Raw genomic sequence first — 16129 nt, 5'->3', positions numbered from 1 at the left:
TTTCGCAAATGGAGCCAGATCACAAAATGAACAAAAGGCTAAAAATCACCGAAATCGCGGCCCGCACACAGCTCTCCATCAGCACGGTTTCCCGCGTGCTGGCGGGCAAAGCGAATACCAGCGAAAAGGCGCGCGCAAAGGTGCTGGCGTGCGCGCGGGAGCTGGGGGTGATGGAGGGCATGGCGGCAGGACGTTTGCTGCTTAACAGCCTGGTGGTTTTTGCCCCGCAGCGGGCGTTTGACGAGCGGTCCGACATCTTTTATTACCGCGTGATCCAGAGCGTGAGCAAAGGGCTTGCCTCGCACGAGGTCCGGCTGCGCTACTGCGCGCTGGAGGAGAACGACAGCGACGCCCAGCTGTTTCTGGCGCGCATGAACGAGCCGGATACCCAGGCGGCCATTCTTCTCGGCATCGACGATCCACATATTCACGACCTGGCGGTGGACGTGGGGAAACCCTGCGTGCTGATTAACTGCCGGGACCGCCGCATGCGCCTGCCTGCCGTCGCCCCGGATCACCGCACCATTGGCGAGCGGGCGGCGGAGTACCTGTTCGAGATGGGGCACCGCGAGGTGATGAACGTGCTGTGCCTGCGCCGCTACACCATGGAGCTGCGCCTGGCGGGGATCCGCGACGCGTGGCAGTCTCATAACCTGAAATTCAACGATAAACGCGATCTGCTGGTGGTGCCAAGCTTCAGCGCCAGAGAGACGGAGCAGCTGGTGAGCGAGTGGCTTAACCAGCAGAAGGGAAAAGACCTGCCGACGGCGTTTCTGGTCGGCGGCGACTTCATGGCGGCGGGTACCATCAGCGCATTACAAAACCACGGTCTGCGCGTGCCGCAGGACGTGTCGGTGATGAGCATCGACGGATTTAATCTGGCGGCAATCCAGGACGTGCCGCTGACGGCGGTGCATGTGCCCCGCGACGAGCTGGGAACCGAAGCGGTGCATATGCTCCAGCAGCGGCTGATGCGCCCGGACGCGCCGGTGGGAACGTTGTTGCTTAATGGAACCCTGACCGTGCGGGAATCGGTACGGCGGATACGTCAGGGGAAACGACGCACCGCCGTGGAGCGAGAAGGGCTTTACGACAGTTAAGCCATGCCCAGCGAGCGCTTGCCGTGGATGTTGAGATCGTTCACGGTAAAGCGGTCCTGCCAGCTTTTTTCATAATCCTCGCGCGGGAAGTCTCCCGGCGACGCGCCGGTTTCCAGCGCTTCCTTGACCTTTTTCGCGTAGGCGAGGTTTTTCTCGCACATCGGCGCGGCAGGGATGTACATCACGTTGCCCCAGCCCTGCTGATTTTCCACCGGCGCGACGGAGTGGATCACATCGCAGTGCCACCATACGGAATCGCCCGCCTCGAGTGCCGGAATGCTGCTTAATGCCTCGATGAGCAGCGGGTGCCACTTCTCGGAAACCGGCAGCACGCGCCCCGGCGCCACGCCGCACAGCTCGTCTTCCGGCACGTCGTCCAGCAGCGGACGCAGCAGAATGTACGCCATCGCTTCCGGGATGGGCACCACGTGCAGCAGCCCCTGACCGGGGATCATGTCCGACAGCGCCGTCCAGCCCTGGAAGGTGCGGAACACCGAGCATTTGGTGGTGTTATCGACGGTGTACTCTTCCACTTCGGTACGGTGCGCGGCGTTCCACGGATCGTACTTATCGACGTTGCCGTCAAACACGCGGGCAAACACCTGTTGATAAGCCGGAAGCAGCCAGCGCTCCAGCGCGCCGGAGTCGGTATGCGCGCCCAGCCCTTTCGAGGTGGTTCCCGGCGGACGGCGGCGAATACGGTCCGGGTAAATCACGCTCACGTCCGGGTCGAACCACTGCTTGCCGTTGCTCTCGAAAGTCCATAAACGGTTCAGGAACGACTGCACCTGCGCCATCTCTTCGCTCTGGCGCGCCTGCATCTGCGCCTGCGACCAGTAAATCGGGTAAATCTCCGGGCGGGAGGCCGTTAAGGTGCCGAAGAAGTTATCGCCTGGCCCTTTGTACACGTCGTCAAATTTGTTCAGATCGAGATAGTCGAGCATCGACCGATCCCACGCCAGCGCCTGCTCGCGCGGGAAATGACCTTTAATCACCGCGCAGCCGCGGCGCTTAACGGCCTCGCGCTGTGCGTCGGTAATCGTGCCGTTTTTCACGTCCGCAAACGGGATCTCCGGCCAGACGGTTTCGCCTTTGTTCTTAAGGGCGTTGATCTCCGCCACGCGGGTGGCAATTTTATCGCTGAGCTTATTAAACACCGCCTGCACGTCGCCGATCTGCGCGCGCAGCTCACGTTTCAACTGACGGATTGCCGCTTTGTGATCCGCCGGCAAAGTTTCACTGGTAAAGGTCATAACCGCCTCGCATCTTTCATTCGAAAGTAAAAATATCTACAAGTGATACTTTAAGTTAAAAATAAGTTAATGCAAGTTTAAAAACTTGACGCAAGCCACAGGACGGAAAAAGAGTGAGAGGCCGGAGCGAGGCTCCGGCGAGGAGAGGATCAGGCGTCGAACGGGGAATGGTTGTCGAGCACGGCCTGAATGACGTTCAGCGCGCCCTGAAGGTTGTTGTCGTCAGTGCTGTAGCGGCTGATTTCTTTGATGCTCTCTGCCGCGTTGCCCATCGCAAAAGAATATTTCACCAGCTTCAGCATCTCGGCATCGTTGCCGCTGTCGCCAATGCCGACGCACTCCTGCGGAGAGATTTTCCAGCGTTTCAGCAGGCGGCTGATGCCGTTGGCCTTGTGCAGGCCGGGGATAATTAAATCCACAAAGCCAAAGCCGCTGGTGACCGGCTTCATAATGCCGTCCAGGGAGACGTGCAGTTTATCCACCAGAGTTGGGATATCGCTGTCCGGCAGGTTCAGGGAGAATTTAAACAGCACGTCGTCAATTTCGCGGTAATCGCTGATGCGCTTTAAGCGGTGGTAGTGCTTTGACATCAGCGCCACGAAGGCGTCCGGGGCCTGGTCGCTGACGTAGGCGCTCTCCAGACCGCAGGCCACGAAGTTCAGCCCTTTGTCTTTCAGTAGTTCGCCAATGACGATCTGCGACTCATGACGCGTCAGTTCGCCGTGGAAAACCTGTTCGCCGTGGTCGAACACCAGCGCGCCGTTTTCCGCCACGAAGGAGATCTGGTCTTTCAGTTCGGGGAAGAAGGATATGAGCTGGTAATACTGGTTGCCGCTGGCGACAACAAATTCAATGTCGCGGGCTTTAAGCTGTTCAAACTGTGCCTGGAAGCGGTCACGATCGTACTGCTTGGCATCATCAAGGAAAGTTCCGTCCATATCGGTGACGATAACTTTAACGGTCATACTGTGCTCCTGGGTCACTCGTTTTGAAACATTCTAATAACAAGGTGACGGGGAGCACAAATTTAATTTCGAATGAAAGTCAGAAAGCCGGGTGGCGGCTTCGCCTTACCCGGCCTACGGGGAGACTCTGTAGGCCCGGTAAGCGCAGCGCCACCGGGCGTTTTCTTACAGCGTATGCTCAGTACGCGCAATAATATCGTCCTGCGCATCCGGCGACAGGGCGGTGAAGAATGCCGAGTAGCCCGCGACGCGCACCACCAGATCACGATACTGGTCCGGGTGTTTCTTCGCTTCCAGCAGCGTTTCGCGCGAGACGATGTTGTACTGAATATGCCAGCCCTTATGCACCTCGAAGAAGGTGCGCAGCAGCACCATTAGCTTCTGGCGATCGCTGTCGTTTTCCAGCGTCGACGGGTTCAGTTTCTGGTTCAGCAGTACGCCGCCAAGAATCGCTTCCGTCGGCAGTTTACCGACCGAGCCGATCACCGCCGTCGGGCCGAGGTGGTCCGTACCGGAAGCCGGGCTTGCCCCTTCCGCCAACGGGGTGTGCGCCTTACGTCCGTCCGGGGTCGCCATCGTTGCCGCGCCAAACGGCACGTTGGCGGAGATGGACGACGTTCCCGCGTAGTAGTTACCGCCAATCGGGCCGCGGCCGTGGCGCGGGTTGTGGTACTGCTTCAGCTCTTCGATGTAGGTCTGATAGGCGCGCGTCAGCAGCATGTCCACGCTGTCGTCGTCGTTGCCGTACTTCGGCGCGCCGTTGATCAGACGCTGGCGCAGCTGCTCGTGAGTCAGCCCGTCGAAGTCATCCGCCAGGGCGGCCGCCAGTTGCTGCTGACCGATAGTGCCCTGTTCGAACACCAGCTTCTTGACCGCCGCCAGGCTGTTGCCGAGGTTGGCGATCCCCACCTGCAAGCCGGAGACCCAGTCATACTTCGCGCCGCCCTGCTTGATGCTTTTCGCGCGCTCTATGCAGTCGTCCACCAGCGCCGAGCAGAGAATGTCGTGGACGTTCTCCTCCAGCATGGTGTCTACCACGTACTCAATCTCGATGGATTTGCGGGTGTAGTAGCGGATCTGTGTATCCCACGCCGCCATCACCTCCTCGAAGTTGTCGAAGTTACCGGCGGAGAGCGCTTTCTCCTGCGGCAGGAACACCTTGCCGCTGGTGGCGTCGCGGCCGCCTTCCAGCGCGGCGAGCATCACGCGGGCGAAGTTGATAAAGCTCATGCCGGTGCAGCGGTAGCCCCACTTGCCGCCCACCGCGGTTTCGATGCAGCCGATGGCCGCGTAGTCGTAGGCGTCGTCGCGTTCAACGCCGAGCTTGATGAATTCCGGGATTACGATTTCATCGTTGTTGAACGCCGGCATCCCGAAGCCGCAGCGGATCACCTGCACGCAGGCGTCGAGGAAGTCGTTGCTCATCCCTGCGTGGTAGCGCACGCTCAGGTTAGGCTGTGTGGAGCGCAGGCGACCGCAGGATTCCAGAATCGCGTAGGAGAGCGGGTTGACCGCGTCCATCGGCTCACCGTTGACCAGCTTCTGGCCGCCAATGGTGACGTTCTGGTACAGCGGGCTACCGGCGGAAGCTTTCGAGTGCGAGCCGGAGCGGATTTTGTTCACTTCCAGCAGCTTCAGCCAGCAGCTGTGCAGCAGCTCGATGGCGTGCTCGCGGTCCAGGCTCTGGTCCAGCTCCACGTCGCGGCGGTAGTACGGGTAGAGATACTGATCCATTCGGGCAAATGACACCGAGTGACCGTTAGATTCAATCTGCAGGATCAGCTGAATGAAGTAGCACAGCTGCAGCGCCTGCCAGAAGGTTTTTGGCGGCTCGTGAGCAATCACGTCGCAGTTTTCCGCCATCGCCAGCAGCTCGTCGCGGCGGCTTTCGCTGGTTTCCGCAGACGCCATCTCACGCGCCAGATCGGCGAAGCGTTTGATGTGCAGGCTGACGGCTTCCAGCACGATATCAATCGCCTTCAGGAACTGGTCGCCGTGCAGGTCTTCCAGCACCGTCAGGTTGATGCGCGAGCGGCGCTCGGCCACTTTGGCGCGCAGGCCGTCGAGACCTTTTTCCAGCACCAGCGGGAAGTTCACCGCCAGGTGCGCGTCGCCGGAGGTCATGTTGCCTTCGGCTTTGATAATGCCGGTTTCCAGCAGGCCTTTCTGCTCGTCGGTGAACATGCCGTAGCAGCGGTCCTGCACCGTCTGGCCGCGCCACCACGGGCAGATTTCATGCAGTACGCGCTTGTTCTCTTCGCTCACCGCAAAGCCCGCGCCCGGGCGGTCCGCCAGATCGTCAATCTCTTTCTCAATCCAGGAGACGGTGTATTCCGGGAAAATCGGCGCGGCGCGCACTTCGCTTGCCTGGTTACCAATAATCAGCTCGTCGTGTTTGATCCAGATGGTGCGCTCAGCCAGGTGATACGCCAGCGCCAGAGCGCGACGCACCGGGATCGGCTTGTCCATGTGCTGCTGGTACATCTCGGTGTAATGCTGTGCGCGCTCGGTGCAGACCGGCGGCTTAACGATATGCACCAGCGCCATTTTATGCGCTTTAATGCGCTCGCTGAGGGTGTTGAGATTCAGAGTGGTCATAGGTTTATCCTCGTAAGGTCGCGGTTAACCCTTTCTGGCAGGCGTACTGCTGCGCGAAGTCCAGCAGGGCAGGGTTATCCAGCGGTTTGTCAGGGGCAGAGTAGGGTTGGCCGAGCAGGCTGTATTTGTTCATGCCCAGCGTGTGATACGGCAGAAAATGAATATCCTCGACGCCAAGTTCATCGGCGGCGAAATTGGTAATGGCGGTAATGGACGCTTCATCCGCGTTGAAGCCCTGGATCAGTGGCACGCGAATGGTGATCTTTTTCCCGGCAGCCGCGAGGCGCTTCAGGTTATCCAGGATCCGTTTGGCCGAGCCGTCGGTCCACTGTTTAAACACTTCGCTATCCACATGCTTCAGGTCGGCGAGGAACAGATCGACGTACGGTAATGACGGCTCAATATAGTGCCACGGCACGTGAAGGCAGGTTTCGACAGCGGTGTGGATACCCTGTTCGTGGCTGGCCTTAAACAGGGCGTGCGCCAGCTCCGGGTTCATAAACGGTTCGCCGCCGGAGAGGGTGATCCCGCCGCCGCTGCGGTCGTAGAAAGGTTTATCGCGCAGTACGGTCGCCATGATCTCCTCGACCTGCTGTTCTTCACCGCAGACGGTCAGCGCCTGCGTCGGACAGCAGTCGGTAAGGGCGTTGAGCGTGGCGTCATCAAGCTTTTCGCGGTGGATGACCAGCCCGTTCAGCGCGCGTTCGATGCAGCCCGGTGCCGCCTGCTGGCACAGGTCGCAGCCTTCCAGGCACAGACGCGAATCAAATAGCACGTCCCGGCTGCGGGAGCGGCTTTCCGGGTTCTGGCACCAGCGACAGCCCAGCGAGCAGCCTTTCAGGAACACCACGGTTCGAATACCGGGGCCGTCGTGGGTAGAGTAACGCTGAATATTGAAGATCATGATTTCGCCTCTCATCTTGCATATGAAGATTAAATGACTTTCGAATGAAAGTTATCTTGATGCAGGTCAACTCTTGAGCAGGTTTTGTCGTGATAGGGTAAGTGCAGGCTAATTTTGAGGGTGACATCATGGAACTTTATCTCGACACATCTGACGTTGCGGCAGTCAAAAAGCTGGCGCGTATCTTCCCGCTGGCGGGCGTGACCACCAACCCAAGCATTGTGGCGGCAGGTAAAACGCCGCTCGACGAGCTGCTGCCCGCGCTGCATGACGCGCTGGGTGGTAAAGGCCGTCTGTTCGCCCAGGTGATGGCGACCACCGCCGAAGGGATGGTGGAGGACGCGCGTAAGCTGCGGGCCATCATTAACGATCTGGTGGTGAAAGTGCCGGTGACCGCGGAAGGGCTGGCTGCCATTAAAATGCTGAAAGCGGAAGGGATCCCGACGCTGGGTACGGCGGTGTACGGTGCCGCGCAGGGAATGCTGTCCGCGCTGGCGGGGGCGGAGTATGTGGCCCCTTACGTCAACCGCGTGGACGCGCAGGGCGGAGATGGGATCCAGACGGTGATTGAGCTGCAACAGCTGCTGACGCTGCACGCCCCGCAGTCAAAGGTGCTGGCCGCGAGCTTCAAAACGCCGCGTCAGGCGCTGGACTGCCTGCTGGCAGGGTGTGAGTCCATCACGCTGCCGCTGGACGTGGCGCAGCAGTTTATTACGTCTCCGGCTGTGGATGCGGCGATTGTGAAATTTGAGCAGGACTGGCAGAGGGCGTTTGGACGGACGTCGATCTGACGGGGGCGGCCTGATGCCCTCACTCCAAACCTCTCCCACAGGGAGAGGGAGCAAACACTAAAACGGCAACCTGAAGGTTGCCGTTTGCTTTAACCTCCACAAACCTCACACCCCGGGTTACGCATCAGCTTCATCTCGCGGAACTGGCAGGTCATCGCGTCATACATCACGATTTTCCCCGCGGCAGGCGTGCCGTAGCGAGCCAGCACTTTGATCGCTTCCATTGCCTGCAGCGAACCAATAACGCCAACGAGCGGCGCCATCACGCCCGCCTCGACGCAGGTTAGCGCGTTCTCACCGAACAGGCGGCTCAGGCAGCGATAGCAGGGGTCACCTTCGGCGTACGTGAAGACGCTGATTTGCCCCTCCATACGGATGGCCGCGCCGGAAACCAGCGGTGTTTTATGGGCAAAACAGCCCGCATTCAGCTGGTGACGAATAGCCACGTTGTCGGTGCAGTCCAGCACCAGATCGTGCTGCGCAATCTGCGCCGACAGCGCATCGTCATCCAGCATTGCGTCAATCAGGGTGAATTCACAATTAGGGTTGATACGCGCCAGCGCCGCTCTGGCGGATTCCACTTTCGGCTGGCCCACCGTCGCGTCGCTGTGCAGCGTCTGGCGCTGCAGGTTGGACACCGACACGGTATCGAAATCCAGCAGCGTCATCCTGCCAACGCCCGCTGCGGCAAGGTACTGCGCGGCGGCGCAGCCCAGCCCGCCGAGACCGACGACCAGCACATTGGCTGCCTTGAGCGCTTCCTGCCCCTCAAAGTCAAACCCGCGCAGCACGATCTGGCGGTTGTAGCGCATCATCTCCTGGTCGCTCAGCTCCACCGTCATGTCAGCCTCCGAGCAGGTGGTTAAAGCGCTCGACCTCGACCCATTCGCCGGCTTCCACGTTGCCGCGTTCGCGCTCCAGCACGATGAAGCAGTTGCCCAGACTGAAGGAGCTAAAAATGTGCGAGCCCTGATGTCCGGTTGTGCTCACTTCAAGCTCACCGTCCGCGTTGCGCGTCAGAATGCCGCGCTGGAAATCGAGACGGCCCGGCGATTTTTTCAGACGCGTGGCGGCACGCACGCGCAGGCGTTCCGGCAGCGGGCTGGCTTTGTTGCCGGAAATCTTCGCCAGCAGCGGGATCGCCAACTGGTAGAAGGTCAGCGCGGCAGAGACCGGGTTACCCGGCAGGCCGCAGAACCAGCTGTGCGGAAGCTTGCCAAAGGCGAACGGTTTGCCCGGCTTGATCGCCAGCTTCCAGAAGGCGATTTCGCCCAGCGCTTCAAGAAGGGTTTTAGTGTAATCCGCTTCGCCAACCGATACGCCGCCGGAGCTGATGACCACATCGGCGGCGTTATCCGCCTCGATAAACGCGGCGCGCAGTTTTTCCGGATCGTCTGGAATAATCCCGAGGTTAATCACCTCGCAGCCCAGCTGCTCCAGCATCAGGTGCACCGCCAGACGGTTGGTATCGTAAATCTGACCGTCCTGCAGCGGCTGGCCCGGAAGCTGCAGCTCGTCGCCGGTAGAGAAAACGGCAACGCGCACTTTCCGGACAACATCAATTTCCGCAATACCGAGCGACGCCAGCACAGGCAGTTCACCTACCGTCAGCTTCTGCCCCGCGGCAAAGACCGTTGCGCCAAGGGTGATGTCCTCGCCGGTACGGCGGATGTTCTGTCCCGCTTTGACGCTCGCGGTAAAACGCACCCCGTCGTCGGTCTGCTCGGTCTCTTCCTGCATCACCACGGCGTCGCAGCCAGCCGGAACCGGCGCGCCGGTCATGATGCGTACGCAGGTGCCCGCAGGCCACTCACCGCTAAACGGCTGGCCCGCAAAGGCTTTACCCGCCACCGGCAGGGCGTTACCCGTCCGGAGATCCGCCATGCGTACCGCGTAACCGTCCATCGCGGAGTTATCGAACCCCGGTACGTTAAGCGGAGAGACGATATCGCGCGCGGCAATGCGGCCAAAACAGTGCACAAGCGGCAGCGTTTCGACATCGTGCAGAGGAGTAATGCGGTCAAGCATCTGCGTGAGTGCCGTCTCAAGCGGCATCAGTCCGGCGGTAAAATCCATGGTGGGCTCCTGCGGAGTAACAACGAAAGCGCTCATTATGGCAGAAAAGTGCGGCTAACTGTATGACCCGATGGGTGTACGCTTTACATCACTGTTGCGTCTTTCTATATTCAAAAATCATCTGAAGTTTCATCGACGATAATGATATTTATAGAAAAAGCCGCAAATCAGGCTAACGGGTGATGCGAATGGTTAATGCGGTAATCGCAATTCATGGTGGCGCCGGGGCAATCACCCGTGCACAGCTCAGCCCCGAGCAGGAAAAGCGCTATATCGACGCGCTGTACGCCATTGTGGAAACGGGCCAGAAAATGCTGGAAGCGGGCGAGAGCGCGCTGGATGTGGTCACCGAGGCGGTGCGCCTGCTGGAAGAGTGTCCGCTCTTTAATGCCGGAATCGGTTCGGTCTTTACCCGGGATGAAACCCACGAGCTGGATGCCTGCGTGATGGACGGCGTCACCCTGAAGGCGGGTGCCGTGGCGGGCGTGAGCCATCTGCGAAATCCGGTGCTGGCGGCGCGACTGGTGATGGAAGAGAGTCCGCACGTTCTGCTGGCGGGCGCCGGGGCGGAGAAATTTGCCTTTGAGCACGGCATGGAACCGGTATCGCCGGATCTGTTTTCCACGGAAGAACGCTATCAGCAGCTGCTGGAAGCCCGAACGGCGGGCATGACGCAGCTTGACCATAGTGCGCCGCTGGATGAAACCACCAAAATGGGCACGGTCGGTGCGGTGGCGCTGGATAAGGCCGGAAACCTCGCGGCGGCGACGTCAACGGGCGGGATGACCAACAAGCTGCCCGGACGCGTTGGCGACAGCCCGCTGCCGGGCGCGGGCTGCTATGCCAATAACGCCACGGCGGCGGTGTCGTGTACCGGCACCGGGGAAGTGTTTATTCGCGCCCTGGCGGCCTACGATATCACCGCGCTGATGGATTACGGCGGCTTAAGCCTGAGCGAAGCCTGCGAGCGCGTGGTGATGGAGAAACTGCCCGCCCTGGGCGGCGTCGGCGGGCTCATTGCCGTGGATCGTGAGGGCAACGTGGCTCTGCCGTTTAACAGCGAAGGGATGTATCGCGCCTGGGGTTACGCCGGTGATGAGCCGAGCACGGGCATCTATCGTGAATAAGGGGGCTGCGCGTGCCGCACAGTGAAGAGCTGGACAACCGCGAGGTGCTGGCTGTCCACCAGCTGAATATTGCGTTTCAGGAAGAGCGGCAGTTCATCCCCGCAGTACAGAATTTATCGTTCTCGCTCAGGCGCGGCGAGACGCTGGCGATTGTTGGTGAGTCCGGTTCCGGTAAATCGGTCACCGCGCTGGCGCTGATGCGCCTGCTGGAACAGACGGGCGGGCAGATCGGCAGCGAAAAAATGTTCCTGCGCCGACGTAACCGTCAGGTCATTGATTTAAACGAGCTGAGCGGCGCGCAGATGCAGGGCGTGCGCGGGGCGGACATTGCGATGATCTTCCAGGAGCCAATGACCTCGCTCAACCCGGTTTTCCCGGTCGGGGAGCAAATTGCCGAGTCCATCCGGCTGCATCAGGGTCTGAGCGGCGATGAGGCGCTGAAAGAGGCCCGACGGATGCTGGAGCTGGTGCGCATTCCGGAGGCGCAGGCCATTCTGGGGCGCTACCCACATCAGCTCTCCGGCGGCATGCGCCAGCGGGTGATGATTGCCATGGCGCTCTCCTGCCGTCCGGCGGTGCTGATTGCTGATGAACCGACGACGGCGCTGGACGTGACGATTCAGGCGCAGATCCTGCAGCTCATCAAGGTGCTGCAGCAGGAGATGGAGATGGGGGTGATCTTTATCACCCACGATATGGGCGTGGTCGCCGATATTGCCGATCGGGTGCTGGTCATGCACAAGGGCAGCGCGGTGGAAACTGGCCCGGTCGAGCAGATCTTTCACGCGCCGGTTCATCCTTATACCAAAGCGCTGCTGGCGGCGGTACCGCGCCTGGGGGCGATGAACGGCAGCGATTTGCCGCGCCGCTTCCCCCTGATTTCTCTCGAGGCGTCTGAGCCGCAGGAGGATGAGCGCGAGCAGGACACCGTGGTGCCGGGTAAGCCCATTCTGGAAGTGCGCGATCTGGTCACCCGTTTTCCGCTGCGCAGCGGAATTTTCAACCGCGTAAAGCGCGAAGTGCACGCGGTGGAAAACGTCAGTTTCGATCTCTGGCCGGGCGAAACGCTGGCGCTGGTGGGGGAGTCCGGCTGCGGGAAATCCACCACCGGGCGGGCGCTGCTCAGGCTCGTGGAGACGCAGGAGGGGACGATAACCTTTAACGGTGAACGTATCGACACCCTGCCAGATAACAAATTACAGGCGGTGCGGCGGGATATTCAGTTTATTTTCCAGGATCCGTATGCCTCTCTCGACCCGCGCCACACGGTGGGGTATTCGATTATGGAGCCGCTGCGGGTACATAACCTGCTCGACGGCGAGGCGGCACAGCGTCGCGTGGCCTGGCTGCTGGAGCGCGTCGGCCTGAAGCCGGAACACGCCTGGCGTTATCCGCACGAGTTTTCCGGCGGACAGCGTCAGCGTATCTGCATCGCCCGCGCGCTGGCGCTGAACCCGAAGGTGGTGATTGCCGATGAGTCCGTCTCGGCGCTGGATGTTTCCATCCGGGCGCAAATTATCAACCTGTTGCTGGATTTACAGCGGGATATGGGAATTGCCTTCCTGTTTATCTCGCACGATATGGCGGTGGTGGAACGCATCAGCCACCGAGTGGCGGTGATGTTTATGGGGCAAATAGTCGAGATTGGGCCGCGAAGGGCGGTGTTTGAAAACCCGCAGCATCCGTATACCCGCAAGCTTATCGCGGCGGTCCCGGTTGCCGATCCGGCGCACCGTCACGGCCAGCGCGTGCTGCTGCAGGATGAAATGCCGAGCAACATACGTAAACGCGGCGAGGCCGTGGAGCGCGTGACGCTGCGCGAGGTCGGTCCTGGCCACTTCGTGGCTCCCCCGCGTCAGGACAATGCGTTTTCGCGGTTATAACTTACAACAGGCAGGAGAACACAATGGTTACTTTTGTAGCGCGTAGATGGTTGTTAGCCGCGAGCGTGACGGCAGCCCTGGCCGCTGCCCCCGCGTTCGCCGCCAAAGATGTGGTGGTCGCCGTCGGCTCCAACTTCACCACGCTCGATCCGTACGACGCCAACGACACGCTCTCTCAGGCGGTGGCAAAATCGTTCTATCAGGGCCTGTTTGGCCTGGATAAAGAGATGAAGCTCAAAAACGTGCTGGCGGAGGGGTACACCGTGTCCGACGACGGGCTGGTGTATACCATCAAGCTCAGAACCGGCGTGAAGTTCCAGGACGGGACAGATTTCAATGCGGAGGCGGTGAAGGTTAACCTCGATCGCGCCAGCAATCCGGAAAATAGCCTCAAGCGCTATAACCTGTATAAAAATATCGCCAGCACCGAGGTGGTCGACCCGGCGACGGTAAAAATCACCCTGAAAGAGCCGTTCTCCGCGTTTATCAATATTCTGGCGCATCCGGCAACGGCGATGATTTCCCCTGCCGCGCTGAAAAAATACGGCAAGGAGATCGGCTTCCATCCTGTTGGCACTGGTCCTTACGAATTGCTCACCTGGAACCAGACCGATTTTGTGAAGGTGAAGAAATTCGCGGGATACTGGCAGAAAGGGCTGCCGAAGCTGGACACCATCACCTGGCGTCCGGTAGTGGACAACAACACCCGCGCGGCGATGCTGCAAACCGGCGAGGCGCAGTTTGCCTTCCCGATCCCGTACGAGCAGGCCGCCATTCTGCAGAAAAACAGCAAGCTGGAGCTGGTCGCCAGCCCGTCGATCATGCAGCGCTACATCAGCATGAACGTCACGCAAAAGCCATTCGATAATCCGAAGGTGCGTGAGGCCATCAACTATGCCATTAACCGGCAGGCGCTGGTGAAGGTCGCTTTTGCCGGCTATGCCACCCCGGCGACCGGCGTGCTGCCGCCGGCTATCGCCTATGCGCAAAGCTATCAGCCGTGGCCGTACGATCCGGCCAAAGCGCGTGAGCTGCTGAAAGAGGCGGGCTTCCCGAACGGTTTCAGCACCACGCTGTGGTCGTCGCATAATCACAGTACTGCCCAGAAGGTGCTGCAGTTTACCCAGCAACAGCTGGCGCAGGTGGGGATTAAGGCGCAGGTCACCGCGATGGATGCCGGGCAGCGTGCGGCAGAGGTAGAGGGAAAAGGGCAGAAAGAGAGCGGGGTGAGGATGTTCTACACCGGCTGGTCAGCCTCGACCGGTGAAGCCGACTGGGCGCTGTCGCCGCTGTTTGCCTCGCAGAACTGGCCGCCAACCTTGTTCAACACCGCGTTTTACAGCAATCCGCAGGTGGACAAAGATCTGGCCGATGCCCTGAAAACCACTAAACCGGAAGAGAAAGCGCGCCTCTACAAAGACGCGCAGGATATTATCTGGAAAGAGTCGCCGTGGGTGCCGCTGGTGGTGGAGAAACTGGTGTCAGCCCATAACAAAGCGTTGACCGGGTTCTACATCATGCCGGACACGGGCTTTAGCTTTGACGATGCGGATTTAAAATAAACCTCATGCTGAACTATGTTTGTAAACGCCTGCTGGGGCTTATCCCGACGCTGCTGATTGTGGCGGTGCTGGTGTTTCTGTTTGTCCATATGCTGCCGGGCGATCCGGCGCGTCTGGTAGCCGGGCCCGAAGCGGATGCCACCGTCATTGACCTGGTGCGTAAACAGCTTGGCCTCGACCAGCCGCTGTATATGCAGTTCATCCATTATATCTGCAACGTTCTGCAGGGCGATTTTGGTATCTCGATGGTGTCGCGCCGTCCGGTGTCGGAGGAGATTGCCAGCCGCTTTATGCCCACGTTCTGGTTAACGATTGCCAGCATGAGCTGGGCGGTGGTGTTTGGGCTTGGCGCCGGGATTGTCGCGGCCGTCTGGCGCAACCGCTGGCCGGACAAGCTCGGCATGGCGCTGGCGGTGACCGGCATCTCCTTCCCGGCGTTCGCGCTGGGGATGCTGCTGATGCAGATCTTCTCCGTCGAGCTGGGCTGGCTGCCGACCGTCGGGGCCGATACCTGGAAGCATTATATTCTGCCCTCCATGACGCTGGGCGCGGCCGTGTCGGCGGTGATGGCCCGCTTTACCCGCGCCTCGTTCGTGGACGTGCTTAGCGAAGATTATATTCGCACCGCGCGGGCGAAAGGGGTCAGCGAGAAGTGGGTCATTCTCAAGCACGGGTTCCGCAATGCGATGATCCCGGTGGTGACGATGATGGGGCTGCAGTTTGGCTTCCTGCTGGGCGGCTCTATCGTCGTGGAAAAGGTCTTCAACTGGCCGGGGCTGGGGCGCCTGCTGGTCGATTCCGTCGAGATGCGCGACTACCCGGTGATTCAGGCGGAAGTCCTGCTTTTCTCGCTGGAGTTTATTCTTATCAACTTAGTGGTGGACGTGCTCTACGCCGCCATTAACCCGGCCATCAGGTACAAGTAAGATGCGATTGTTGAACTGGCGGCGTCAGGCCGTTTTGAGCGCGATGCCGGGGCTGAAACCGGAGCATGTCCGCACGCCGTGGTCCGAATTCTGGCGGCGTTTTCGCCGTCAGCCGGTCGCGATGGCGGCGGGGCTGTTTGTGCTGCTGCTGATCGCGGTGGCGATCGTTGCGCCCTGGGTGGCGCCGTTTGATGCGGAGAACTATTTTGACTACGACCGTCTGAACGACGGCCCCTCGATGCTGCACTGGTTCGGCGTGGACTCCCTCGGTCGCGATATCTTCAGCCGCGTGCTGGTGGGGGCGCAGATTTCTCTCGCCGCCGGAGTGTTCGCGGTGCTGATCGGCGCGGCCATCGGCACCGTGCTGGGGCTTGTCGCCGGGTATTACGAAGGCTGGTGGGACCGCATCATCATGCGCATCTGCGACGTGCTGTTTGCCTTACCCGGCATTCTGCTGGCGATTGCCGTGGTGGCGATCATGGGCAGTGGTATGGCGAACGTGATTATCGCCGTCGCGGTGTTCTCAATCCCTGCATTTGCGCGCCTGGTGCGCGGCAACACGCTGGTGCTGAAACAGCAAACCTTTATCGAATCCGCCCGCAGCATGGGGGCAAGCGATGCTACCATCCTCTTTAGCCATATTCTGCCGGGCACGGTATCGTCCATCGTGGTCTATTTCACCATGCGTATCGGGGTGTCGATTATCTCGGCGGCCAGCCTGTCGTTTTTAGGGTTGGGGGCTCAGCCACCGACGCCGGAGTGGGGCGCGATGCTGAACGAGGCGAGGGCGGATATGGTGATTGCGCCGCACGTGGCGATCTTCCCGAGTCTGGCGATTTTTCTGACCGTGCTGGCGTTTAATTTGCTGGGGGACGGGCTGCGCGACGCGCTGGATCCGAGGATTAAGGGGTAGGTTTATTGCCCCTCACCCTAACCCTCTCCCC

The 16129-nt window shown here is 60.3% G+C and carries 13 protein-coding genes; 7 read left to right on the top strand and 6 right to left on the bottom strand.

Going from position 1 to position 16129, the window contains the following annotated elements; translation table 11 throughout:
- The first annotated feature begins 26 nt into the window (after positions 1-26).
- Positions 27-1100, top strand: coding sequence for a LacI family DNA-binding transcriptional regulator (locus URZ40_RS12465; protein WP_316379994.1), 1074 nt, complete (start codon positions 27-29; stop codon positions 1098-1100).
- Here URZ40_RS12465 and URZ40_RS12460 read toward each other — a convergent pair.
- From URZ40_RS12460 to URZ40_RS12445, 4 genes are all read right to left on the bottom strand, one after another.
- Positions 1097-2353 (bottom strand): DUF1479 domain-containing protein, encoded by a 1257-nt coding sequence (locus URZ40_RS12460; RefSeq protein WP_320720620.1) that lies wholly within the window; start codon positions 2351-2353, stop codon positions 1097-1099. The two genes, URZ40_RS12465 and URZ40_RS12460, sit on opposite strands and share 4 nt — an antisense overlap.
- Before the next feature lie 149 nt (positions 2354-2502).
- Positions 2503-3318, bottom strand: coding sequence for a Cof-type HAD-IIB family hydrolase (locus tag URZ40_RS12455; RefSeq protein WP_163330797.1), 816 nt, complete (start codon positions 3316-3318; stop codon positions 2503-2505).
- Positions 3319-3483: 165 nt separating this feature from the next.
- A complete protein-coding gene (locus tag URZ40_RS12450) occupies positions 3484-5916 on the bottom strand; it encodes a formate C-acetyltransferase/glycerol dehydratase family glycyl radical enzyme (RefSeq protein ID WP_316379996.1) in 2433 nt (810 codons plus the stop codon).
- 4 nt (positions 5917-5920) lie between these two features.
- Positions 5921-6820: a glycyl-radical enzyme activating protein gene (locus tag URZ40_RS12445; protein ID WP_166710550.1), complete on the bottom strand. Its 900-nt coding sequence runs from the start codon at positions 6818-6820 to the stop codon at positions 5921-5923.
- A 128-nt stretch (positions 6821-6948) separates the two neighbouring features.
- On the opposite strand from URZ40_RS12445, the gene fsa reads away from it, so the two are divergent.
- Positions 6949-7611, top strand: coding sequence for a fructose-6-phosphate aldolase (gene fsa / locus URZ40_RS12440; RefSeq protein WP_316379998.1), 663 nt, complete (start codon positions 6949-6951; stop codon positions 7609-7611).
- A gap of 89 nt (positions 7612-7700) precedes the next feature.
- Here fsa and moeB read toward each other — a convergent pair whose 3' ends face one another.
- Together moeB and moeA are read right to left on the bottom strand one after the other, a co-directional pair.
- Complete coding sequence (moeB, locus tag URZ40_RS12435; protein WP_316379999.1) at positions 7701-8453, bottom strand: molybdopterin-synthase adenylyltransferase MoeB; 753 nt, start codon at positions 8451-8453, stop codon at positions 7701-7703.
- A 1-nt stretch (position 8454) separates the two neighbouring features.
- A complete protein-coding gene (gene moeA / locus URZ40_RS12430; RefSeq protein WP_320720619.1) occupies positions 8455-9687 on the bottom strand; it encodes a molybdopterin molybdotransferase MoeA in 1233 nt (410 codons plus the stop codon).
- A gap of 188 nt (positions 9688-9875) precedes the next feature.
- Between moeA and iaaA the strand changes: the two genes are divergently transcribed.
- The 5 genes from iaaA to gsiD are packed head-to-tail and all read left to right on the top strand — an operon-like array spanning position 9876 to position 16098.
- A complete protein-coding gene (iaaA, locus tag URZ40_RS12425; protein WP_116343410.1) occupies positions 9876-10814 on the top strand; it encodes a beta-aspartyl-peptidase in 939 nt (312 codons plus the stop codon).
- Positions 10815-10825: 11 nt separating this feature from the next.
- The gene (gene gsiA / locus URZ40_RS12420; RefSeq protein WP_320720618.1) at positions 10826-12697 is read left to right on the top strand and encodes a glutathione ABC transporter ATP-binding protein GsiA; all 1872 of its coding nucleotides are present in this window, start codon (positions 10826-10828) and stop codon (positions 12695-12697) included.
- 23 nt (positions 12698-12720) lie between these two features.
- Positions 12721-14259 carry a glutathione ABC transporter substrate-binding protein GsiB gene (gene gsiB / locus URZ40_RS12415; RefSeq protein ID WP_320720617.1) on the top strand — a complete coding sequence of 513 codons (1539 nt, stop codon included), beginning with the start codon at positions 12721-12723 and terminating at the stop codon, positions 14257-14259.
- Positions 14260-14264: 5 nt separating this feature from the next.
- Positions 14265-15185 carry a glutathione ABC transporter permease GsiC gene (gsiC, locus tag URZ40_RS12410; RefSeq protein ID WP_116343413.1) on the top strand — a complete coding sequence of 307 codons (921 nt, stop codon included), beginning with the start codon at positions 14265-14267 and terminating at the stop codon, positions 15183-15185.
- A 1-nt stretch (position 15186) separates the two neighbouring features.
- A complete protein-coding gene (gene gsiD, locus URZ40_RS12405; protein ID WP_320720616.1) occupies positions 15187-16098 on the top strand; it encodes a glutathione ABC transporter permease GsiD in 912 nt (303 codons plus the stop codon).
- The last annotated feature ends 31 nt before the right edge of the window (positions 16099-16129 follow it).

Source organism: Enterobacter sp. 296B2, from assembly GCF_034106185.1.
GTDB lineage: Bacteria > Pseudomonadota > Gammaproteobacteria > Enterobacterales > Enterobacteriaceae > Enterobacter > Enterobacter cloacae_N.
The sequence above is the reverse complement of the archived record's forward strand: the minus strand, read 5'-3'. Positions and strand labels throughout refer to the sequence as shown.

Excerpts from the sequence above, each read along its gene's own strand:
- URZ40_RS12465 (WP_316379994.1), top strand. The coding sequence starts at position 27 with ATGAACAAAAGGCTAAAAATCACCGAAATCGCGGCCCGCACACAGCTC.
- URZ40_RS12460 (WP_320720620.1), bottom strand. The coding sequence starts at position 2,353 with ATGACCTTTACCAGTGAAACTTTGCCGGCGGATCACAAAGCGGCAATC.
- URZ40_RS12455 (WP_163330797.1), bottom strand. The coding sequence starts at position 3,318 with ATGACCGTTAAAGTTATCGTCACCGATATGGACGGAACTTTCCTTGAT.
- URZ40_RS12450 (WP_316379996.1), bottom strand. The coding sequence starts at position 5,916 with ATGACCACTCTGAATCTCAACACCCTCAGCGAGCGCATTAAAGCGCAT.
- URZ40_RS12445 (WP_166710550.1), bottom strand. The coding sequence starts at position 6,820 with ATGATCTTCAATATTCAGCGTTACTCTACCCACGACGGCCCCGGTATT.
- fsa (WP_316379998.1), top strand. The coding sequence starts at position 6,949 with ATGGAACTTTATCTCGACACATCTGACGTTGCGGCAGTCAAAAAGCTG.
- moeB (WP_316379999.1), bottom strand. The coding sequence starts at position 8,453 with ATGACGGTGGAGCTGAGCGACCAGGAGATGATGCGCTACAACCGCCAG.
- moeA (WP_320720619.1), bottom strand. The coding sequence starts at position 9,687 with ATGGATTTTACCGCCGGACTGATGCCGCTTGAGACGGCACTCACGCAG.
- iaaA (WP_116343410.1), top strand. The coding sequence starts at position 9,876 with ATGGTTAATGCGGTAATCGCAATTCATGGTGGCGCCGGGGCAATCACC.
- gsiB (WP_320720617.1), top strand. The coding sequence starts at position 12,721 with ATGGTTACTTTTGTAGCGCGTAGATGGTTGTTAGCCGCGAGCGTGACG.
- gsiC (WP_116343413.1), top strand. The coding sequence starts at position 14,265 with ATGCTGAACTATGTTTGTAAACGCCTGCTGGGGCTTATCCCGACGCTG.
- gsiD (WP_320720616.1), top strand. The coding sequence starts at position 15,187 with ATGCGATTGTTGAACTGGCGGCGTCAGGCCGTTTTGAGCGCGATGCCG.